This is a genomic window from Luteimonas sp. A478 (assembly GCF_054052025.1).
Map to the genome: position 1 here is coordinate 212,399 of NZ_JBSVRF010000001.1, position 21,819 is coordinate 234,217.

Annotated in this window: 15 protein-coding genes and 1 tRNA gene; 13 read left to right on the forward strand and 3 right to left on the reverse strand. The window is 64.6% G+C overall.

Going from position 1 to position 21,819, the window contains the following annotated elements:
• The first annotated feature begins 140 nt into the window (after window positions 1-140).
• From ACW7G3_RS01045 to ACW7G3_RS01085, 9 genes are all read left to right on the forward strand, one after another.
• Window positions 141-914 carry a Crp/Fnr family transcriptional regulator gene (locus tag ACW7G3_RS01045; protein WP_456980672.1) on the forward strand — a complete coding sequence of 258 codons (774 nt, stop codon included), beginning with the start codon at window positions 141-143 and terminating at the stop codon, window positions 912-914.
• 164 nt (window positions 915-1,078) lie between these two features.
• Window positions 1,079-3,502, forward strand: a complete 2,424-nt coding sequence (locus tag ACW7G3_RS01050; RefSeq protein ID WP_456980673.1) for a TonB-dependent receptor — start codon at window positions 1,079-1,081, stop codon at window positions 3,500-3,502.
• Window positions 3,486-4,631, forward strand: coding sequence for a glycerophosphodiester phosphodiesterase family protein (locus ACW7G3_RS01055; protein WP_456980675.1), 1,146 nt, complete (start codon window positions 3,486-3,488; stop codon window positions 4,629-4,631). Before ACW7G3_RS01050 ends, ACW7G3_RS01055 begins: the two co-directional genes overlap by 17 nt.
• A gap of 29 nt (window positions 4,632-4,660) precedes the next feature.
• Window positions 4,661-4,747 (forward strand) — tRNA-Leu (locus ACW7G3_RS01060).
• A gap of 142 nt (window positions 4,748-4,889) precedes the next feature.
• Window positions 4,890-7,358 carry a ribonuclease R gene (gene rnr / locus ACW7G3_RS01065; RefSeq protein WP_456971686.1) on the forward strand — a complete coding sequence of 823 codons (2,469 nt, stop codon included), beginning with the start codon at window positions 4,890-4,892 and terminating at the stop codon, window positions 7,356-7,358.
• 131 nt (window positions 7,359-7,489) lie between these two features.
• Window positions 7,490-8,236: a 23S rRNA (guanosine(2251)-2'-O)-methyltransferase RlmB gene (rlmB, locus tag ACW7G3_RS01070; RefSeq protein WP_456971688.1), complete on the forward strand. Its 747-nt coding sequence runs from the start codon at window positions 7,490-7,492 to the stop codon at window positions 8,234-8,236.
• 132 nt (window positions 8,237-8,368) lie between these two features.
• Window positions 8,369-8,545, forward strand: coding sequence for a DUF1328 domain-containing protein (locus ACW7G3_RS01075; RefSeq protein WP_343259324.1), 177 nt, complete (start codon window positions 8,369-8,371; stop codon window positions 8,543-8,545).
• 186 nt (window positions 8,546-8,731) lie between these two features.
• Window positions 8,732-9,256: a PadR family transcriptional regulator gene (locus ACW7G3_RS01080; protein WP_456971691.1), complete on the forward strand. Its 525-nt coding sequence runs from the start codon at window positions 8,732-8,734 to the stop codon at window positions 9,254-9,256.
• Complete coding sequence (locus ACW7G3_RS01085; RefSeq protein ID WP_456971693.1) at window positions 9,253-10,029, forward strand: siderophore-interacting protein; 777 nt, start codon at window positions 9,253-9,255, stop codon at window positions 10,027-10,029. Before ACW7G3_RS01080 ends, ACW7G3_RS01085 begins: the two co-directional genes overlap by 4 nt.
• A 321-nt stretch (window positions 10,030-10,350) precedes the next feature.
• Here the strand turns inward: ACW7G3_RS01085 and ACW7G3_RS01090 are convergent, their stop codons facing one another.
• On the reverse strand, window positions 10,351-11,586 hold the full coding sequence (locus tag ACW7G3_RS01090; protein WP_456971695.1) for a PQQ-dependent sugar dehydrogenase: 1,236 nt from the start codon (window positions 11,584-11,586) through the stop codon (window positions 10,351-10,353).
• Window positions 11,587-11,962: 376 nt separating this feature from the next.
• Between ACW7G3_RS01090 and ACW7G3_RS01095 the strand changes: the two genes are divergently transcribed.
• Together ACW7G3_RS01095 and ACW7G3_RS01100 are read left to right on the forward strand one after the other, a co-directional pair.
• Window positions 11,963-15,574 (forward strand): methylmalonyl-CoA mutase family protein, encoded by a 3,612-nt coding sequence (locus ACW7G3_RS01095; protein WP_456980676.1) that lies wholly within the window; start codon window positions 11,963-11,965, stop codon window positions 15,572-15,574.
• Between the two features lie 353 nt (window positions 15,575-15,927).
• Window positions 15,928-18,390: an SIR2 family protein gene (locus ACW7G3_RS01100; protein WP_456980677.1), complete on the forward strand. Its 2,463-nt coding sequence runs from the start codon at window positions 15,928-15,930 to the stop codon at window positions 18,388-18,390.
• Window positions 18,391-18,683: 293 nt separating this feature from the next.
• Here the strand turns inward: ACW7G3_RS01100 and ACW7G3_RS01105 are convergent, their stop codons facing one another.
• Both ACW7G3_RS01105 and ACW7G3_RS01110 read right to left on the reverse strand, forming a co-directional pair.
• Complete coding sequence (locus tag ACW7G3_RS01105) at window positions 18,684-19,430, reverse strand: IS3 family transposase (protein WP_456980678.1); 747 nt, start codon at window positions 19,428-19,430, stop codon at window positions 18,684-18,686.
• Complete coding sequence (locus tag ACW7G3_RS01110) at window positions 19,427-19,576, reverse strand: hypothetical protein (protein ID WP_456980679.1); 150 nt, start codon at window positions 19,574-19,576, stop codon at window positions 19,427-19,429. The genes ACW7G3_RS01105 and ACW7G3_RS01110 overlap by 4 nt, the downstream gene beginning before the upstream one ends.
• Before the next feature lie 352 nt (window positions 19,577-19,928).
• Here ACW7G3_RS01110 and ACW7G3_RS01115 point away from each other — a divergent pair, with 352 nt between their 5' ends.
• The gene (locus ACW7G3_RS01115) at window positions 19,929-20,330 is read left to right on the forward strand and encodes a hypothetical protein (RefSeq protein ID WP_456980681.1); all 402 of its coding nucleotides are present in this window, start codon (window positions 19,929-19,931) and stop codon (window positions 20,328-20,330) included.
• Window positions 20,327-21,808 carry an RAD55 family ATPase gene (locus tag ACW7G3_RS01120; protein ID WP_456980683.1) on the forward strand — a complete coding sequence of 494 codons (1,482 nt, stop codon included), beginning with the start codon at window positions 20,327-20,329 and terminating at the stop codon, window positions 21,806-21,808. The genes ACW7G3_RS01115 and ACW7G3_RS01120 overlap by 4 nt, the downstream gene beginning before the upstream one ends.
• Window positions 21,809-21,819: the final 11 nt, after the last annotated feature.

The window sequence follows — 21,819 nt, forward strand, 5'->3', positions numbered from 1 at the left end:
AACCGCATCGGCAGCCACCGGCCTGGACCAGCCTGGGATTACATCCCAAGGGCGGCCGCAAGTCGACGGTCGACGGATCCCGGAAAATGACGCGGTCCGGAGGTGGCCCTGTATCATGGTCGCTGTTCAGGAGCACCCCGATGACCTCCAGCCAGCCCAGTCCAGAAGCGCCATCCGCTGAGCCGGTCACCGTTGACCGCTCCAGCGGCTGTGTGCATCGCAAACGCATGCGTGGCGACTGCGCCGGCTGCGTTGCCCGCGAGCTTGCAGCCTGCTCGGTCATTCCGGTGGAAGAGGCCCAGACGCTGGAGGAGATGGGCGGCCAGATCCGCCTGCCTGCGGGGGGCGTCCTGGCCCGCGAGGGTGATCCGCGCAAGGAAGTGCACACCGTGGTCAGCGGAATGATGCGCAACACGCGCCTGCTTCCGGATGGCCGGCGGTTCGTGGCTGCATTCCTGCTACCAGGGGATTTCATCGGATTCAGCAACGCCACGCACTACCGCGGCACGGTGGAGGCGGTGACCGAATCCACCCTGTGCGCCTTCAGCAACGCCGGCGTGCGCAGCCTGTGCGAGCGCTATCCGGAATTCGAGAAGAACCTGTTCGATCGCGCCTGCGGCGAGCTGGATGTCACCCGCTCGTACCAGATGACCCTGGCGCGGATGACGCCGGTGGAGCGGCTGTCGGTGTTCCTGCTGGACCTCAGCTCACGCCAGTATCGCCGTGGTGGCCGCGAGAACCACGTGGACCTGCCCATGACCCGGGCCGACATCGCGGACCATCTCGGGCTGACCATTGAAACGGTGAGCCGCAGTTTCAGCCGCCTGAAGCAGGAGGGGACGCTCTACTTTGAGCATCCCCACCATATCGAGCTGCGCGATCCCGTGCGGCTGCGGGAAATGGCCGCCCGCTGATCGCGCCTGCCGGGGTCACCGCATCAGCGGTTGTCCCCGCGCCCCTTGCGCTCATCGCGCTACGGCGGCGGCGTCATCACCCTGCAACCCGCGGGTGGGAGGCTCCCGGGACAGGCGCCGGAACACCGGCGTCGCGGGGATCCGTCCATACAGGGCAAAAGACGATGCTGCGAACTTCACGCGTGGGCGCCGCCGTGCGCCACTCTCTCCATTCCCGGTGCGCGCCTGGCGCGGGCTGGCCGGCCCGCAGGGCGCTGTCGCTGGCGTTGGCCCTGGCGGCCGTCGCCGGCACCAGCCACGCACAGGATCCGGCCCCGCAGGGCGAGGCCGTTCTGCTGGACCGCATGGTGGTCACCGCGCAGAAGCGCGAGCAGCAGGTGCAGGACGTGCCGATCGCGATCACCGCGTTCTCCGGCGAGTTCATGGAAAACATGGGCATCGACGGCTTCGAGCAGCTGGGCGGCTACGTGCCCGGCCTGCAGACCCAGGTGCAGAGCCCCAACAACCCGGGCTTTGTGATCCGCGGTATCACCTCCGACAGCGGCGATGCCACGGTCGAGCCGCGGGTATCGGTGTTCCAGGATGGAGTCTCCATCAGCCGTTCGCGCGGCTCGGTGGTGGAAATGTTCGACATGGAGCGGGTGGAAGTGCTGCGCGGTCCGCAGGGCACGCTGTTCGGGCGTGGCGCGCAGATCGGCGCGGTGCACCTGATCCAGAACAAGGCCCGCAACGAGTTCGGCGGCTCGGTCCGCGGTGGCTTCGGCAACCTGGGCGAGACCTACTTCAGCGGGCACATCAATACGCCGCTGGTCGAAGACAGCCTGTACGGCCGGGTGGCGGTGTTCCACCACGCCCGCGACGGCGCCGTCGACAACCTCTCTGGCGGCGACCTCAACGGCCGCGATACCCAGGCCGTGCGTGCCGCCTTCCGGCTGGACCTGGGCCAATGGTCCGGGCTGGACCTGATCCTCAACTACCAGAAAGACACCCCGCCGGGCACCGCGTTCCGCAGCGGCAACATTCCTACCCGCGGCGGCAGCACCGACTTCTACAACTCGCCCGCCGACCTCACCCGCGGTGAGGATCTGGGCCTGGACCGCACCGTCCGCGGCGCGACCCTGCTCGGCGACTTCCACCTCAACGACGACTGGACCCTGTCGACCATCACCGGCTGGCGGGATTTCGATTCCCACGAAGAGTTCGATGGCGACGGTTCCCAGGCCTACCTGCTGGAGTTCGCCGAGATCGCCGAAGGCCGTCAGTTCAGCCAGGAAGTGCGCTTCAACTACGACGGTGGCGGCAATTTCCGCGGCTTCCTCGGCGGCAGCTGGTTCGATGAATCCAACTCGCAGCGCGTGCCCCTGAGCACCGACGAGCGCAGCCTCTACGCGCTGCTCTCGCCGCTGGTATCGGGGATGACCGGAGGCGGCCTGCCGGTGGTGCCGGTGCTCAACCCGGACGGTACGCCCAACACCAGCCTTGCCTTCATCGAAGTGCCGCCGGCGCTGCAGCAGATGCTCGGCCTGCCGCCGGTCCTGCCGCTCAAGCCCATGCACACCGAGGAATATTCCAACCACGGCGACGTGCGCGCGCTGGAAGTATTCGCCGATGGCACCTGGTCGGTCACCGACCGCCTGGATCTGACCCTGGGCATGCGCTACACGCAAGAAAAGGTCACCTCGGGCTATCAATCCGACTTCCACGGCGCGCCGAGCGTGATGGGCCTGTTCCTGCCCAGCTTCCCGGACAGCGTGGCGTTCCCCAACGCCATGTTTGCGCCCACGGCCGGGCGCATCAGCGCGTCGGACGATTTCAGCTCGGTGGTCGGCCGCGCCGTAGCCAGCTATCGCTTCAGCGACCAGCTCAACGGCTATGCCAGCGTGTCGCGCGGGCGCCGGCCCAGCGTGGTCCAGGTGGATGGCGACGGTGCCGAGGTGATCGACGCCGAGATCGTGTGGAGCTACGAACTGGGCCTGAAGGGCGAAGCCAACAGCGGCCGCTTCCTCTACGACGCGGCCGCCTTCTACTACGACTACAGCAACTTCCAGGCGCAGGTGGAGAACCCCAACCCGCCGCCGTTCTTCATCACCGCCGACGGCGGCAACGCCCATGCCATGGGCGTCGAAGTGGCACTCATCAACCGCTTCACCGATACCTTCAGCGGCTTCTTCAACTACGGCTGGATCGACGCCGGCTTCAACGCCGTCGACGACAACGGCAACCCGCAGGCGCTGGCCGGCAACCGCTTCCGCCTCACCCCCGAGCACACCGTGGCCCTTGGCATGGATTGGCGCGTCCCGTTTGGCGCCGGCCACAGCGCCTACCTGCGCCCCAGCTACACCTGGCGCTCGCAGGTCTACTTCGAGGATGACAACACCCCGGGCATCGAACAGGATGCGTACGGGCTGTTGAACCTCAATCTGGGCGTGGCCCTGGCCAACGGCTGGGACCTGCAGGCCTACGCCCAGAACCTGGCCGACGAGGAGTACCTGATCGATGCAGGCAACACCGGCGCGCTGTTCGGCATCCCCACCTACATCCCGGGCGCCCCGCGCACTTACGGAGTCCGCTTTGCGTACCGTTTCTGAGCTGCGCGTGGGACTGGCGGCGCTATGCTTGGTGGCCATGTCGATCGCCCACGCCGAGCATGATCCCAGCCGCCTGGTTCCCACCGTGCACGCTGCGATCCGGGCGGGCGAGGGCGGTCCGGCCGTCATCGCCCACCGCGGCGCCAGCGCGCTGCTGCCCGAGCACACGCTCGCGGCTTACGCGCGGGCGATCGAGGACGGTGCGGACTTCATCGAGCCCGACCTGGTCATGACCCGCGACGGCGTGCTGGTGTCGCGGCACGAAAGCGGGCTGGGCGACACCACCGACGTGACCAGCCGCCCGGAGTTCGCCGACCGCCGCGCCCGCCGCAGCGTGGACGGGGCGGAGATGGACGGCTGGTTTGCCGAGGACTTCGACCTTGAAGAGCTGCGCCAGCTGCGCGCCGTGGAGCGGCTGCCGGAACTGCGCGGCAGCGCGCACGATGGGCGCTACACCGTGCCCACGCTGGACGAGATCGTGGAACTGGCCGCAGAGGCGTCAAACCGCCACGGACGCATCATCGGCATCGTCCCGGAGATCAAGCATTCCACCCACCTGCACGCCCGCGGGCTGGATCCGGAAGCGGCGCTGATGGAAACGTTGGCCCGCCACGAATACGCGCGCCGCGCGCCGTTCGGCGTGCAGTCGTTTGAAGTCGGCAATCTCAAGCGCCTGCGCGCGCTGCTGGATGCCGCCGGCCTGGACAACGTGTTCCTGGTGCAGCTGCTGGGGGCACCGGATTCCTCGCCACAGGATCTGGTGGAGGCGGGCATGCCGGTGCCATACCTGAGCATGCTCACTCCCCAAGGCCTGGCGGAAATTGCCGCCTACGCCGATGTGCTGGCCCCGCACCTGCGCTACGTGCTGCCGGTGACCGCAGAAGGCGCGCTGGCCGATCCCACACCGCTGGTTCCGGCTGCCCACGCCGCCGGGTTGGCGGTGCATGTGTGGACGCTGCGGCCGGAGAATCACTTCCTGCCACCGGCGCTGCGTTGCGAGGGTGGGCCGGCCACACGCTGCATGGCGGGAGCCCGTGCAGAAGCAGCTGCGTTCACTGCTGCAGGCGTGGATGGGCTGTTCACCGACGACCCGGGTTCGATCCGCCATTCAAGCGTTGACAACCCCTGAAAGCGGCGGCAATATACATGGCTTGACTCGCCCAGGTGGCGGAATTGGTAGACGCACTAGCTTCAGGTGCTAGCGGGGGCAACCCTGTGGAGGTTCGAGTCCTCTTCTGGGCACCAACGAGTCAAACTTCGGGGCACTACCGGTCCCGACAAATTACAAAGCCTCGCGAAAGCGGGGCTTTTTTTGTGGGCACTTGTCCGGCTTCATGTCAACACGCGATCACCCCGGCCTGAACGGCTCACGTGTAACATCCGCCCAATGTCAAAACCACCAAGCAAGCGCGGCAGCGGCCGCGGCACCAAATCCCCCGGCAGCGCCGGCGGCGGTCCACGTTCCAAGGCGGGCGCCAAGCGCTCCGGCGGCAAGAAGCTTCCGCCCTGGATGCCCGAGTCCGCGGCCACCGGCCCCGGCGGCAAGCCGGCAACTGGCGGCTCCGGCAAAGCCCAGGCGGCTGCGCAGCCGCGCGGCGGTAAAGGCGGTTTTCACGACCCCCACGCCGAGCGCGAGGCCGGCCGTTATGCCAACCCCATCCCCAGCCGCGAGGCGATCCTGCAAGCGCTTTCCGATGCCGACGGCCCGCGCAAGTCGGAGGAGATCGCCGACATCCTCGGGCTCACCGCGCCGGACCGCTTCGACGCGCTGGAAAAGCGCCTCGGCGCCATGGTTCGCGATGGCCAGCTGCTGCGTAACCGCCGCGGCGGCCACGTGCCTGCCGGTGAAGTTGAGCTGATCGCCGGCACGGTGATTGCCAACCCCGACGGCTTCGGCTTCATGCGTCCCGACACCGGCGCGGGCGACGACCTGTTCCTGCCGCCGTATGAAATGCGCAAGGCAATGCACGGCGATCGGGTGATGGCCAGCGTGTCCGGCGTGGACTCGCGCGGGCGCCGCGAAGGCGTGATCGTGGAAGTGCTCGAGCGTCGCGCCACGCGCCTGCTCGGCCGTTTCAATGTGGAGTCCGGCATCGGCTTTGTCGTGCCGGATGACAAGCGGATCCTGCGCAACGTGCAGATCCCGCAGGATCAGCGCAACAACGCAGAAAACGGCCAGTTGGTGGTATGCGAAATCATGCATGCCCCGGATACCCATCGCCCGCCGATCGGGCGCGTGCTGTCGGTGCTGGGCGATGTGCTCAAGCCGTCGCTGGTGGTCGAAGCCGCCATCCACGGCCACGGCCTTCCCTATGAGTTCCCGCAGGAAGTCCTGGACGAAGCCGCGGCGGTGCCGGTGGAAGTGTCCCAGGCCGATATCAGTGGCCGGCGGGATATCCGCAACCTGCCGCTGGTGACCATCGACGGCGAGGACGCCAAGGACTTCGACGATGCCGTGTGGTGTGAGGCCGATCGTGACGGCTTCCGCCTGATCGTGGCCATCGCCGATGTGTCGCACTACGTGCGTCCGGAGCAGCCGCTGGACGATGAAGCCCAGCTGCGCGCCACCAGCGTGTACTTCCCCGGCTTCGTGATCCCGATGCTGCCCGAGACCCTGTCCAACGGCATCTGCTCGCTCAAGCCCAAGGTCGACCGGCTGTGCTTCGTGTGCGACATGCGCGTTGGCCGCGACGGCACCGTGCACGAGTCCGAGTTCTACGAGGCGGTGATGCACTCGCACGCGCGCCTGACCTACACCCAGGTCTGGGACGCGGTGGGCGAGGAAGATCCGCAGACGCAGAAGGATCTGGGTGCGGTACTGCCTCAGGTACGTGACCTGCACAAGCTGTACAAGGTGCTGGCGCGCGCGCGGCAGAAGCGTGGCGCGATTGAATTCGAGACCTCCGAGGTGCGCTTCGAGCTGGACAACACCGGCGAGGTGGTGCGGGCCGGCATGCTGGTGCGCAACGATGCCCACAAGCTGATCGAGGAATGCATGATCGCAGCCAACGTGGAGGCGGCGAAGTTCCTGCTCGACACCGAGATTCCGGCCCCATACCGCATCCACGACAAGCCGCCCGAATCCAAGTACCTGGACCTGCTGGAGTTCCTCAAGGAATTCCAGCTGCGCCTGCCGACGTGGGCCAAGGTGCGGCCGAAGGATTTCACCGCGCTGCTCAACCGCGTGCGCGAGCGCCCCGAGGGCACGCTGCTGGAATCCGTGCTGCTGCGCAGTCAGAGCCTGGCGGTGTACTCGGTGGAGAACATCGGTCACTTCGGCCTGGCGCTGGACCACTACGCTCACTTCACCTCGCCGATCCGCCGCTACCCGGACCTGCTGGTGCACCGGGCCATCAAGCACGCGCTGTCGGGCAAGAAGCCGCACAGCTTCAAGTACACCAATCGCGAAATGGTCGGCCTGGCGCTGCAGAGCTCGGAGAAGGGTCGGCGTGCCGACGAGGCCTCGCGCGAGGTCGACGATCGTTACCGCGCGGCGTGGATGGAAGAGCACGTGGGCGGCGAGTTTGACGGCGTGATCAGCGGCGTCACCAGCTTCGGACTGTTCATCGAGCTGGACGAATCCAAGGTCAACGGCCTGGTCCACGTGACCCAGCTGCCGCACGACTTCTACCGCTTCGATCCGATCCGCCGCACCCTCAGCGGCGACCGCCGCGGCCGCGAATACCGCCTCGGCGACCGCGCCCGCGTGCGCGTGCTCAAGGCCAGCCTGGAGGAGCGCAAGATCGACTTCGCCCTGGTGGAAGAGGGCGAGCCGCAGGGCAAGAAGGGCCCGAAGCCGCCCAAGGACCTGGTAGAACGCGGCAAGCCCGCCAAGCGCCAGAAAAAAGCGTACTGACCTGAGGCCGACGCGGGCTCCCGCGTCGGCCTTGGCCTGCCTATCGTTCCAACACCGCTGTGCCTCGGCCCCGTCCGTAGGAGCGCGCCACGCGCGCGTGGCGCGCTCCTACATGGGGATACAATTCGCGGATGAGCAAACAGAACGCCTGGATCGCCGGCATCAATGCCGTTGCCGCCGCCATCGAACACGACGCCGAACACGTACGCGAAGTGCTGGTCGAGGCCGGTGCCAAGAACCCGCGCATCGCCGAGATCGAATCCGACGCCCAGCGCAAGGACATCGACGTGCGCCGCGTCACCCAGCAGGCGCTGGATGGCGTGGCCGGCGGCCTGCGTCACCAGGGCGTTGCCGCACGCTATGCGGCAGCGAAGACCTGGGACGAGAATGATCTAAGCGAGCTGGTGGAAGCCGCCGAAGGCAAGGCGCTGGTGCTGGTGCTCGACGGCATCCAGGACCCGCACAACCTCGGCGCCTGCCTGCGCAGCGCCGCCGCCGCCGGCGCCACCGCCGTGGTGATCCCCAAGGACAAGGCCGTGCAGGTCAACGCCACCGTGCGCAAGACCTCCGCCGGCGCCGCCGACACCATCCCCGTGGTGCGGGTGACCAACCTGGCCCGCACCCTGCGCGAGCTGCAGAAGCAGGGCGTCTGGATCCACGGCCTGGCCGGCGATGCCACCACCGCCATCTACAAGGCCGACCTGACCGGCAACGTGGCCCTGGTGCTGGGCGGCGAGGGCGACGGCATGCGCCGCCTCACCCGCGAGCATTGCGACCACCTGGTCAACATTCCCATGCCCGGTGGCTTCGAGAGCCTCAACGTCTCGGTCGCCACCGGCATCGCCCTGTTCGAAGCGGTCCGCCAGCGCACCGCGTAGTCCGGGGCCGCGCCCCCACGCCCGCGATACTCCACCCCACGCGCCCGCCATCACCTGCAGCCCACATCCCTGTCGCGACACTGGAAACCGTTGCCGGCCGCGCAGGTCGGTCCGTCACCAGGGAGCTTTCGCATGATCAAGTGGGCCATCATTTTCGCCATCATCGGCCTGATCGCCGGTGCCGTCGGCTTCACCGGCATGGCCGGCGCCGCCATGGGCATCGCCAAATTCCTGTTCTGGGCCGCCATCATCATCGCGGTCGTGCTCTTCATCCTCGGCTTCACCGCCTTCAAGAAGATCAGCCGATAGGTTGACGATGGCCACGGCGCGCTCCCCGGGGGGATTGCCGGGGAGCGCGCCGTTCTCCAAGCGGTTCCGCGTGGCGGACAAGCCGGGCAAGGGCGCATGGCGGGCAATTAGATATAGCTTTTTGCCATTAAAAGATGTATCTTTTTGTGCCTGCCGCGGTTTCCGGCCGCTCCCCAGCGCCTGCCTATGCCACAAACCACGCTCGACAAAGCCGCCAGCCAGCCGCGTCCCCGGCGCCAGCGCACGCCGCATGTGCTCGCCCACGGCGACCTGCGCCTGCTGCTGCTGGGCCTGCTGCAATCCCGGCCCCGGCACGGTTACGAGCTGATCCAGCTGATCTCCGGGATTTTCCGCGGCCACTATCAGCCCAGCGCCGGCGCCCTGTATCCCACGTTGTCCCAGCTGCAGGCCGACGGCCTGGTGAGCAGCCGCAGGGACGGCGTGCGCCGGCTGCATGAGCTCACCGCCCAGGGCCGGGCGTGGATCGACGCCAACGCCGAAGCCATCGTCCAGGCACGCCTGCGCACCGAGCACAGCGCCCGGGTCCTGCTCAAGGTCGGTGTTCCCCCCCCGGTGCGGGACGGCATGGAGGCGCTCAAGCAGGCCCTGTCCCGCCACGAAGGGCAGTGGGACAGCGCCCGCACCACCGCCGTCGCCGCGATCCTGCGCCGCGCCGCCACCGACATCTCCACTATGGATCCCACCCCATGACCCAGCACGAAAGCCGCACCGTTCGCCATCCCCTCGTGTTCCGCCGCGTTGAAGTGCGCGAGGTGATCGACCTCACCCCGCACATGCGCCGCATCGTCGTAGGCGGCCCGGAACTGGAAGGCTTCCACAGCGCGTCTCCGGATGATCACATCAAGGTGTTCTTCCCCAACGCGGAAGGCGAATTCGTCACCCCTACAGCCGGCCCCAACGGTCCGGTGTTCCCGGAGGGCAAGACGCCTTCGCCCGCGCGTGACTACACCCCGCGCCACTACGACACGGCGGCCGGTACCCTGGCGATCGATTTCGTGCTGCATGGCGACGGCGCGGCCAGCAACTGGGCGGGCAATGCAAAGCCCGGTGACCCGCTGGCATTCGGCGGCCCGCGCGGCTCGTTCGTGGTGGCGCCTGACTTCGAGCATTACGTGATGGTGGCCGATGAAAGCGCGCTGCCCGCCATCGCCCGTTGGCTGGAAGAAATGCCGGCCGGGCAAAAGGCCACCGCCCTGATCGAGATCCCGGAAGACGCCGACCGCCAGCAGCTTGTTACCCAGGCGGACGCCGATATCACCTGGCTGCCCCGCAACGGCGCTACCCCGGCCAGCAGCACCCTGCTGGAAGAGGCCCTCGCGGGTCTTGCGCCCGAAGGCGACACCTTCTGGTGGATCGCCTGCGAATCCGCCCGCGCCCGTCGCATGCGGATTTCCCTGACCGAGCAGCGGAACGTCCCGAAGGACTGGATCCGCGCCACCGGCTACTGGAAGGCCACCCAGTAGGAGCACGCCACGCGCGCGAAACCGCGTGACACCAATCCGCGCCGCGAGGCTTCGGGAACCCCCGTAGGAGCGCGCCACGCGCGCGAAACCGCGTGACATTGATCGCGCCGCGAGGCTTCGGGAACCCCTGTAGGAGCGCGCCATGCGCGCGAAGCCGCGTGACATCAATCGCGCCGCGAGGCTTCGGACCCGGTGCGGGAGCCGAAGCCTCACGGTGGGGCTTCGGGCCGGGCGCTGGGGCCGAAACCTCGTGGTGTCGCCGTGATTCACGCGGCTTCGCGCGCGTGGCGCGCTCCTACCAGGAGAATCCCGCTTGGAAAATCAGGCTTCCGGTTGCGTCGGCGTCAGCTTCAGCAGCTTGCCGCCGCCTTCGCGGGTGCCGTCCTCCAGCAGCCACAGCGCCCCGTCCGGACCCTGTTCCACCTCGCGGATCCGCCGCTGCATGTCAAAGCGCTCGGCCTCGCGGGCGCTGTCGCCGTCGAACTCCACGCGTACCAGCGACATCGATGACAGGCCGCCAATGAAGCCGCTGCCCTGCCAGTCGGTGAACATGCCCCCGTCGTAGATGACGAAGCCAGCCGGCGAAATCACCGGGGTCCAGGTGATCACCGGTGCCCGGAATTCCGGTCGGGTGTCGTGGTTCGGAATGTCGGTGTCGTCGTAATGGACGCCGTTGGAGACCTCCGGGTAGCCGTAGTTCTCGCCCTTCACGATCAGGTTGAGCTCATCGCCGCCCTTGGGGCCCATTTCGTGCGCCCATAGGCGGCCATCGGCGTCGAAGGCCAGCCCGAGGATGTTGCGGTGGCCCAGCGTCCACACCTGCGCGGCCACGCCGCCCTGGTCGGCGAACGGGTTGCCATCGGCCGGGGTGCCGTCGTCGTTCAGGCGCACGATCTTGCCCAGGTTGGCGGACATGTCCTGCGCCGGGTCGAATTCCTTGCGCTCGCTTGAGCTCACCCACAGCATGCCGTCGTCATCGAACGCGATGCGGTAGCCGAAGTGGCCGTCGCCGCTCTTCTTCGGCTCCTGGCGCCAGATCACCTCCAGGTCTTCAAGCGTGCCGCCGCCGGCATCGTCCAGCGCCAGCCGCGCGCGCGCCACCGCCGCGCCCATCAACCCGCCATCGCCAGCTTCCACGAAGCTGATGTAGATCAGCCCGTTGTCGGCGTAGCCCGGGTGCAGCGCCACGTCGCCCAGGCCGCCCTGGGCCACATGCTGGACCGCGGGCACGCCGGTGATTTCGCCGGTCGAGGCGCTGTCGGGGTCGAACAGGTGCAGGGTGCCGGCCATTTCGGTCACCAGCAGGCGGCCGTCCGGCAGGAATGTCATCGCCCACGGGGCGTCGAAATCGGCCAGTTCCTCGATCTGGAATGCTTCTTCGGTTGCCCGTACCGGGGCTTCGCGGTCGGCAACCGGGGCCGCAGTCTCGGCCGGCTGGGTAGCCGCGGGCGGCGCGTCGGTGGGAACTGTTACGACGTCGTCGTTGCCGGTGTTACCGCAAGCAGAAAGCAGGGCCGCGGCAATGCCGGCGGCCAACAAGTGGCGGAGATGCTTCATGGCCGATCCTCGAATGCGAGACTCCAGACTGTACCGCCAACTCCGTGTAGGAGCGCGCCATGCGCGCGAAGCCGCGTGACGTTGATCTGCAACGCGTGGCCTCGGGACCCCCTGTAGGAGCGCGCCATGCGCGCGAAGCCGCGTGACATTGATCGCGCCGCGAGGCCTCGGACCCGGCGCGGCGGCCGAAGCATCGCCGCACCGCCATGATTCACGCGGTTTCGCGCGCGTGGCGCGCTCCTACAGGGGGTCGAAGCCGAGGCAACGCTGCGTCGCCATGATTCACGCGGTTTCGCGCGCGTGGCACGCTCCTACGGGAGCGGGGCGTCAGGGGCGCGATACAATCGGGGATTCCCGATTTTTCTGGACCTGCACCATGAGCGTACCCGCCTCCCAGACCCTTCCGGACGCCCGGCCCGAGGCCACTCCGCTGCGCTTCGTCACCGCCGCCAGCCTGTTCGACGGCCACGACGCCGCCATCAACATCATGCGCCGCCTGATCCAGGCGCAGGGTGCGGAGGTGATCCACCTGGGCCACAACCGCTCGGTGGAAGACGTGGTGCGGGCGGCCCTGCAGGAAGACGCCGACGCGATTGCGCTCTCCAGCTACCAGGGCGGGCACGTGGAATACATGAAGTACATGGTCGACATGCTGCGCGAGCGCGATGCCGGCCATATCCGCGTGGTGGGCGGCGGTGGCGGCACCATCACCCCGGAGGAGATCCGCGAGCTGGAAGACTACGGCGTCGAGCGCATCTACCACCCCAACGACGGCATGAAACTGGGCCTGGTGGAAATGATCGAGGATGTCGTACAGCGCGTGTCCAACGCCCGCGCTGCCCGCGCCGACGAATCCCGCGCCCCCGCCAGCACCAAGCCGGCGATGGAAGACGAGATCGCCATCGGCCGCGTGCTGAGCGCGCTGGAAGACGGCCTGCACTCCGAAGCCGAGCTGGCCATGCTGCGCAAGCAGTGGGCCGCTGCCGAACAGACCGCCCCGGTGATCGGCATCACCGGCACCGGCGGCGCCGGCAAATCCAGCGTCACCGACGAGCTGCTCAACCGCTTCCTGGCCAACTTCCCGCAGATGCGCATGGCGGTGATCTCGGTTGATCCCACCCGTCGCCGCACCGGCGGCGCGCTGCTGGGCGACCGCATCCGCATGAACTCGCTGCGCAGCCACCGCGTGTACATGCGCTCCATGGCCACCCGCCGCCAGCACGTGGCCACCAACGCCGTGCTGCAGGACTGCATCGCCTTCCTCAAGAGCCTGGGCTACGACCTGGTGATCGTGGAAACCGCCGGCATCGGCCAGAGCGACTCGGAAATCGTCGATCTGGTCGACTTCCCCATGTACGTGATGACCAGCGACTACGGCGCGGCCAGCCAGCTGGAAAAGATCGACATGCTGGATTTCGCCGAGCTCATTGCGCTGAACAAGTACGACAAGCGCGGCGCCGAGGATGCGCTGCGCGACGTGCGCAAGCAGTGGAAGCGCAACCGTGTCGCCTTCCAGATGGCCGATGAAGACGTGCCGGTGTATCCCACCATCGCCAGCCAGTTCAACGACCCCGGCATCAGCTGGATGTTCGCCAACCTGTGCCGCCTGCTGCGCGAGAAACTGCCGGAAAAGGCCGCCGTGGGCGAAGCCACCGGCCGCTGCAACTTCCAGCCCGATATCGACACCAGTCTGAAGGAGCCGCGCGCCACCGTGCTGATCCCCGGCGCCCGCGTGCGCTACCTGGCCGAGATCGCCGAGCAGGGCAGGGCGATCAACGCCTCCATCGAAAAGCAGGCCGAAGCCGCCGACCGCGCCCAATCCTTCTGGCAGTCCCTCAAGGAACTCGAAGACCCCAACCTCCCCAAGCAGCTGGCCCTCTACGACCCCGACGACCTCCTGCCGGGTAAGAATGCCGACACCGCCCCTGTAGGAGCGCGCCATGCGCGCGAAGCCGCGGGAACCCCCGACCGCACGCTCCTGACCCTGCGCCAACGCTACAACGACGCCGTCCAATCCCTCACCCCCGACAACCTCAACAACCTCCGCGACTGGCCCCAACGCCTCAAATCCATCACCGACGACACCACCGAATACCAGGTCCGCAACAAGGCCATCAAGGTCGAGAACTACCGCGAATCCCTCAGCCACCAGCCGATCCCCAAGATCGCCGCGCCCAGCTACAAAAGCTGGGGCGAGCTGCTGACCTTCCTCGGCAAGGAAAACCTGCCCGGCTACTACCCATACACCGGCGGCGTGTACCCCTACCGCCGCACCGGTGAGGATCCGATCCGCATGTTCGCCGGCGAAGGCACGCCCGAGCGCACCAACCGCCGCTTCCATTACCTGTCCGTGGGCCAGCCCGCCGCGCGCCTTTCCACCGCGTTCGACTCCGTCACCCTGTACGGCGAAGACCCGGCTCCGCGCCCGGACATCTACGGCAAGATCGGCAACTCCGGCGTCAACGTGCCCACGCTCGACGACATGAAGAAGCTGTACTCCGGCTTCGACCTGTGCGCGCCCACCACCAGCGTCTCGATGACCATCAACGGCCCGGCGCCGATGATCCTGGCCATGTTCATGAACACCGCCATCGACCAGCAGGTGGAGAAGTACCTGAAGGAAGACGACGCGCGCTGGAATGATGCGCAGCAGAAGATCGACCGGTTCTTCGAAGGCAGCGAGCGTCCGCAATACAACGGTGAACTCCCACCCAGCAACGACGGCCTCGGCCTGGCCTTCCTCGGCATGACCGGCGACCAGCTGGTGGACGCGGAGACCTACGCCCGCATCAAGGCGGAAACCCTCGCCACCGTGCGCGGCACCGTGCAGGCCGACATCCTGAAGGAAGACCAGGCCCAGAACACCTGCATCTTCAGCACCGAGTTCGCCCTGCGCATGATGGGCGACATCCAGCAGTACTTCGTGGACAACAAGGTCCGCAACTTCTACTCGGTCTCCATTTCCGGCTATCACATCGCCGAGGCCGGGGCGAACCCGATCAGCCAGCTGGCCTTCACGCTCAGCAACGGCTTCACCATCGTGGAGTACTACCTGGCGCGCGGCATGAAGATCGACGACTTCGCGCCCAACCTGTCGTTCTTCTTCTCCAACGGCATGGACCCGGAATACACCGTCATCGGTCGCGTCGCCCGCCGCATCTGGGCCCGCGCCATGCGCGAGCGCTATGGCGCCAATGAGCGCAGCCAGATGATGAAGTACCACATCCAGACCAGCGGCCGGTCACTGCACGCGCAGGAGATCCAGTTCAACGACATCCGCACCACCCTGCAGGCCCTGTACGCCCTGTTCGACAACGCCAACTCCTTGCACACCAACGCCTACGACGAGGCCATCACCACGCCCACCGAAGAGAGCGTGCGCCGCGCCGTGGCCATCCAGATGATCATCAACAAGGAGCTGGGGCTGAACTTCATCGAGAACCCCTGGCAGGGCAGCTTCGCCGTCGATTACCTGACCGACATGGTGGAAGAGGCCGTCTACAAGGAGTTCGAAGCCATCAGCGAGCGCGGCGGCGTGCTTGGCGCCATGGACACCATGTACCAGCGCGGCAAGATCCAGGAGGAGAGCCTGTACTACGAGCACAAGAAGCACGACGGCAGCCTGCCGCTGGTGGGCGTGAACACCTTTCTGGGCAAGGACGGCGAAAGCGAAGTGGCCACCGAGATCGAACTGATCCGCTCGACCGAAGGCGAGAAGGGCCAGCAGATCGAGAACGTCGGCCTGTGGCAGCAGAACCGCAACCCGCTGGCGCCGGAAGGCGAGACCGACCATCACCATGTGGTGGAGGACGACGCAGCCGCGGCCACTGAGCGCGGCAACGGTCACGGATTGGGGTACCTTCAGAAGACTGCGCGGGAGAGGCGCAATGTGTTTGAAGCGCTGGTGGAGGCGGTCAAGACGCACAGCCTGGGCCAGATCAGCCATGCGCTGTATGACGTGGGTGGGGAGTATCGGCGGAATATGTAACGGAATGCAGAGCTGGTAACGTTACCTAGTGCACCTTTGCGAGATTGGGGGGGGCGACTTTCAATGCGGGTCGTTCCCAGATTTTGAAGAAGATATATATCTACTCAGTTGGTGGAGCCATGGAGTTGGTGTGAGCCAACTAGCCATTGCGGAGAGTTGGAAAGAGATTTTCTAGTATTATTAACCACTGGATATTTGCATCTCAGCCAAGGAAAGGGGGGCTTGGTGGAATGAGTAACTCTTTAGACCAACTCAGCGGGAAGCGACGGACTTACGAAGATCTCAGTAGATTTTTGGGGTCGCGGGTGACTGGAGCGGCGAACTACTCTCTATTGTTAGGGGCGGGCTGCTCGGTGTCATCGAATATTCGAAGTGCGTCTGCCTTAGTGGACGAGTGGCGGAAGGAGGTTTTTCAGCGACTTTGTCCGGACGAAGAGTATGTTGCTGAGTGTGCGGTTGATTACTTAACCAAGCACCATGCCGTTTGGTACAACCCGCAGCGAGAGTACTCGAGCCTTTTTGAAAAGAACTTTGACTTGCCCCGCCAGCGCCGGATGTTTGTGGAGCAAGAGGTGGCCGGGAAGGTGCCAAATCTGGGTTACGCCTATCTCGTTCGCTTGATAGAAGAAGAGCTGGTAAACACCGTATTTACCACAAACTTCGATGACCTCTTAAATGAGGCTTTTTTCCAATTTTCATCGGTGCGCCCCATTGTTTGTGCACACGACTCGTCTGTGAGTAGTATCACGGTCACGTCGAAGCGTCCAAAGGTAATAAAACTCCATGGCGACTATTTGTTCGACGATATTAAGTCTGCCGTGCGAGAAACCGAGTCGTTAGAAGATAATATTCGAAAAAAGTTTTCGGAATTCTGTAGGGATTATGGGCTGGTTGTTCTCGGCTACTCAGGGTGTGATAGGTCTGTTATGGACGTTCTGCAGTATTTGCTGCGGAGCGACGACTACCTGAAGCATGGAATATATTGGTGTATTCGCAAAGGTGAAGAGCCTTCTGACGAGTTGCTAAAGCTACTATGGCGAGACCGGGTGTATTTTGTAGAAATAGACGGTTTCGATGAGCTGATGGCGACTCTTCATAACGACTTAGTAGGTCCGTCGCTTCCAATTGATACGGGGGTGGTTACAGAGAAGCCGAAATCAATAATCAGTGGGTTTTGCGGAAACCCCTATTTGGCAGACTCGCCATCGCCAGTCATTCAGCGTGATCTAGAGCGCCTGCAAAAACAGAGTGAAAAAGAGGAGCTATTCAGCTTCCTGAGGGATTCGAAAGATGAAGACGCCAGGGGCGGGCTCGATGAGAATCTTAGCGAGCGTGAACTCGTAACTATACTTCAGATTAAACAGAGTCTGGCCGATGGTGAGTTCGATGTCGCTAGGGCGCGAATCCAGAGCGAGTTAGAAAACAGGCCGTCCAGGCGTCTAAAGGAGGACCTGTCTGAGTTTAGAGTGCGTGTAGAGGAGTTGGCAGGTGACCTCGGAGCGGCAATCGCGGCAGTGGACTCTCTTATTGCCGAAGATCCGCACGAGGCTGAGAATTACATTCGAAAGACCTACCTTACTTTAGACCATCAAGAGCGCATGAGGATTCTTGATGTTGGGGAATCTGTCGACCCAGAGAATCCGCGAATTTACATGCGACGGGCTGATTGTTGTGTTGACGCGTATCTCGCTGGAATTATTGATGACCAAGAAGATCTAATGCGAGTTGTTGAAGAGAGCTACGAGAAATCATGGGACTTTGATCCAAGTTTGCGAAATCCAGCGTGGACCGGGGCTGTAGCTTTCTATGAGGCAAGCAATTTGCCAAAGAGTGTTGTTCGTGAGCGCCTAGACAATATCGTTGACAAATGTAGTGGGAGAGGGCGCTCTCGCATTATGCCTTTGAGAGCACGATTGGCACGTTGGTCGCGTTATAAAGAGGATCGCGCTTCATTGGATGCAGATGCTCTGCTGAAGGACATCTCTAGCGCCCGGCTGGCTAGCTCGAAGTCAGTCCAACCATACTACGAGTGGTTAGAACTTGATGCGTATCTTAAGCTGGGGAGGAAAGAGGAGCTTTCTCGGCGATTAAGCGAATTGGTGCTAAATCCGGACCTGGCTGACACTAGCGAGTATTTGCGACGGAAGTCGGATTTTTTGATTAAATTCAATGGTGATCTGGCCGGAGCGATCACCACAATAAAGCAAGCTGTAGAGAAGGACCGGTCTCGTCACGATATCCTTCGCGCAGCCTATCTCATGGAGCTCGCGAAAGACGCTGATGGTATTGAAAATCTTTTAAGTGACTTTTCTTCTCGGCTCCGTCCCGTTGATCGTTTGGCTCTTCGGCGCTCAGCGCATGTCGCTCGACACGAATTCGAGGATGCTCTCGCGCAGCTGCGTGCGCGACACAATAAAGTTTTTGTCGGTGCGCAGGATAAGTCGGAGGAGCTCCATGATCTTCTTTTATTAACTCGTTATCAAGAAGCGGCGAGTTTAGGGAAAAACTTACTGGACCGAGTGAAGTGGAACAAGTTGGATTTTGGAACTCACATAATTAATTACGAAATTTCTGTCGAGCGGCAAGGACAGCCTGTTAATCGCAAACGACTTGGGGATTTGATAGAATCTACCTTGAGCGAGGATGTTAAGGGTTGCGCCTGCTATCTCCTCGGGAATTTAACGAAAGCGACGGAGATATTTTCCGAATCGATTCGCGAGGATAAGACCAATAGATTTCACTTTCCAAACTGGGCTATTTTTAAGGACAAAAAAGGTCGAGAGTTCATGGATAGAGTTTTGAAGGCGACCGAGTAACTTAGGACAGGTCAGAGACGGCACGCTATCAGCGGTATTTTGCTTCACCGAGAAGTGGATAGTGGACGCCGAGGTCACTGTAGGGCCGAGCCCTGCGATATGCATGAGCGGTGTCAGCGGCCACTGAAAGGCGCCGAGCTGTTGGCGGACTGCCGCCCCGGGGGTTGTTGGGGTGGCAGCTCCGTGGCAATGTAATGACCCAGCGGTTTCTGCTCAGGTCAGGCCGCTAAAGCATATGCCTCAGCGGGTGTCTTCATGCCCAGCGCTTGGTGTGGGCGCCGGAAGTTGTAGAACTAGATCCAGTCACTGAGCACGCGCATCGAGTGCTGCTGTGTCTCGAAGCGGTGCCGGTGGGCGCACTGCTCCTTCAAGGTACGGATGAGCCGCTCGACCATGCCGTTCTGCTGCGGGCAGTGCGGGGTGATGAACTCCTGCTGCAGGCCATAGCTGCGCACTAGGCGTGTGTAGTGGCGGCTGGTGAAGACCAGACCATTGTCCGAACGCAGCAGAAAGGGGGTTGGAACCCGCCCCAGCGAGCCGTAACGAGTGATCAGGGCTTGCTCCAGTGCAGATGCCGCCGTGCTGGCCTCGCCACTGCGGGAGAGCTGCCAGCCCAGCAGCTGCCGGGTGTGGCAGTCCACCACCAGGGCCAGTGTCAGCCAGCCGTCCCGGCTGCCCCAGATGCGGCACAGGTCGGTCGCCCAACGCTCATCGGGTGCGCTCGCCACCGACGGCAAGGCCTGGATCCGCGGGCGCTGGCCGACCGCGCGCTTGCGGACCTGCCAGCCCTTGAGCTGGAAGATCCGCTGCACGGTGTTCTTGTTCATGCCCAGCAACCCAGCCACCGTGCGGTATCCAAACGACGGCTCCTCCTCGATCAGCTGCTTGATCGGCTCCGCCAGCTCCGGCCGCACCTTCGGTGCAGCCTTGGTCGGCCGGTAGTACACCGTCCTGCGCGGCACCCCGAACCAGCGACACAGCTTGCTGACCGAGACCTCGAAGCCATAGTCCTTCAGTCCCTGCCGGATCGAGCTGATCAACTCTCGTCCTTGCCCAGCAGGGACTGCAATTTTTTTCGTGCGCGCAGCTCCAGCATCGCTTCGCCATAGGCTTCCTGCAGGTCCTTGAGCTGGCGCTCGTACTGCTCGCGCACATCCTCCGGCTTGGCCCGCAGGGCGTTCTCCATGCCGGCTTTGGCCTGCTCGATCCACTCCTCGATCTTGGACGGCGCCAGGTCGAACTGACGGCTCGTCTCTGAAACAGTGGTTTTGCCCTAGATGATCTCCAGCACCCGCGCCGACTTGCGCCGCGCCGTCCAACGCTTGATCTCTTCTTCCATCATCACGCTCATGGGTGTCTCCTTCGCAAAATAACACCTGAGCAGGAAACCACTGGGTCATTACATGCTGGCCCAGGACCCATGCGCGGCAACGGATCGCCGCCTTTGTGCCCCTGTCGGGCATGCCGTAGCATGCAAGCGACCCGCATACGCGGGCATCAGGTGGCCAATGCCAGTCCAAGTGCACCATGTGGACAGTGTGCTGAGCCGCATCGTCGCCGAAGGGCATGGCATCGAAGCCATCGGCGACCGGACGGTCGTACTCTGGACCGAAGTAGCGCGCGCGCTCGTTCCCGTCATCGGGCAGGGCGGCATGTCCGCGCTGTACGATCGCGCCCTGCACCTGGCAGCGGCGCAGCACCGGTGGCTGGAACAGGCGCGGAGCGTGGACGCGGACCGCGGACCGCCTGTCTTCCCCTTGTTGGCACGCGCCGCCTCCGCACAAACGGTGGACGACGCGATCGCGGCGGTCACCACCCTCTTCAAAACCTTCGACCGCCTGCTGGTCACTTTGATTGGCGCATCGCTCACTGAGCGCTTGCTGCAGCCAGTCTGGGACGTCCCGTCCGCCGGCCCCACCCGACAGGACACCGCCCCATGACCCGCCATCCCGCCACCATCCGACGCTTGTCCACCGGCGTCAAAGGCCTCGATGTCATCCTTGGGGGCGGTATTCCGGAGTTCTCCTTCAACCTCATCGCCGGCTCGCCGGGCACGGGCAAGACCACGCTCGCGCACCAGATGATGTTCGCGATGGCCACGCCGGAGCGGCCGGCGCTGTACTTCACAGTGCTCGGTGAGCCCGCGCTGAAGATGCTGCGCTACCAGCAGCAGTTCGACTTCTTCGATCCGGAACGGATCAATTCATCGATCCGCTTCGTCAACCTCGCCGACGACGCCGCCAATGGCGACCTGGACAAGGTGCTCGCGCGCATCGTCCAGGAGGTGCGCACCCACGCGCCCGGCTTCGTGTTCGTGGATTCGTTCCGCTCGGTGATCCTGGCCGGCCAGGGCAACGGTGACTCATTCTTGACCCTGCAGGAATTCATCCAGCGGCTGGGGATCCTGCTGACCAGCTGGGAGGCGACCACGTTCCTGCTCGGGGAGTATTTCAGCGACAACGACCCCAACCCGATCTTCACCATAGCCGACGGCCTGATCTGGCTGCGCCAGAGCGCGCAGCGCAACTCCGTGGTGCGCAAGCTCGAGATCGTGAAGATGCGCGGACAGCCGACCGTACCCGGACTGCACACGTTCCGCATCACCCAGGCCGGGCTGCAGGTGTTCCCCCCACCGCTGGTCGTGCCGGAGCTGGTCACCGGAACCGTCCCGCCGCTGCAGGACCGTCGCAGCGTGGGCGTGCCCGGCCTGGACGACATGCTGGGCGGCGGCCTGCCGCGCGGGTACTCGCTGCTGGTCGCCGGGCCCTCGGGCTCGGGCAAGAGCATCCTCGCCGCGTCATTCCTGGCCGAGGGTGCGCGCCAGGGCGAGACCGGCGTGATCGCGGCCTTCGAGCAGCGTTCCCGGCAATCGCGCGGGGCGGTGCTCTCAGGCCTGATCCAGGAGGGCCGGATCGGGGTCATCGATTCGCGCGCGACGACGCTGTCGGTCGACGAGATCGCCACGCTGCTGATCGAGGAAGTGCAGCGGTTGAAGGCGACGCGCGTGGTCATCGATTCGCTGTCAGGCTTCGAACTGGCGATTGCGCCAGCCTTCCGCGACGACTTCCGCGAGTCGCTGTCGCGGCTGGTGTCCGCGCTTGCTGACACCGGGGCCACGGTGCTGATGACCTCCGAGCTCGAGGATCGCTACAACGAACTCAGCTTCAGCCCGTACGGCACCGCCTTCCTCACCGATGCGATCATCGTGCAGCGCTACATCGAAGTGGAGAGTCGGCTGGCGCGCGTGCTTGCTGTGGTCAAAGTCCGCGGCAGCGCGCACTCGCACGACCTGCGCCTGTTCGACATCGACGAACACGGTCTTCAGCTGGGTCCACGTCTAATTGGCTACGAAGGCCTGCTCGGCGGCCGCCCCACGCGCGTCAACGGGACCGGGGCACCGGCCGCGACGCAGGAATGAACCCGATGCGA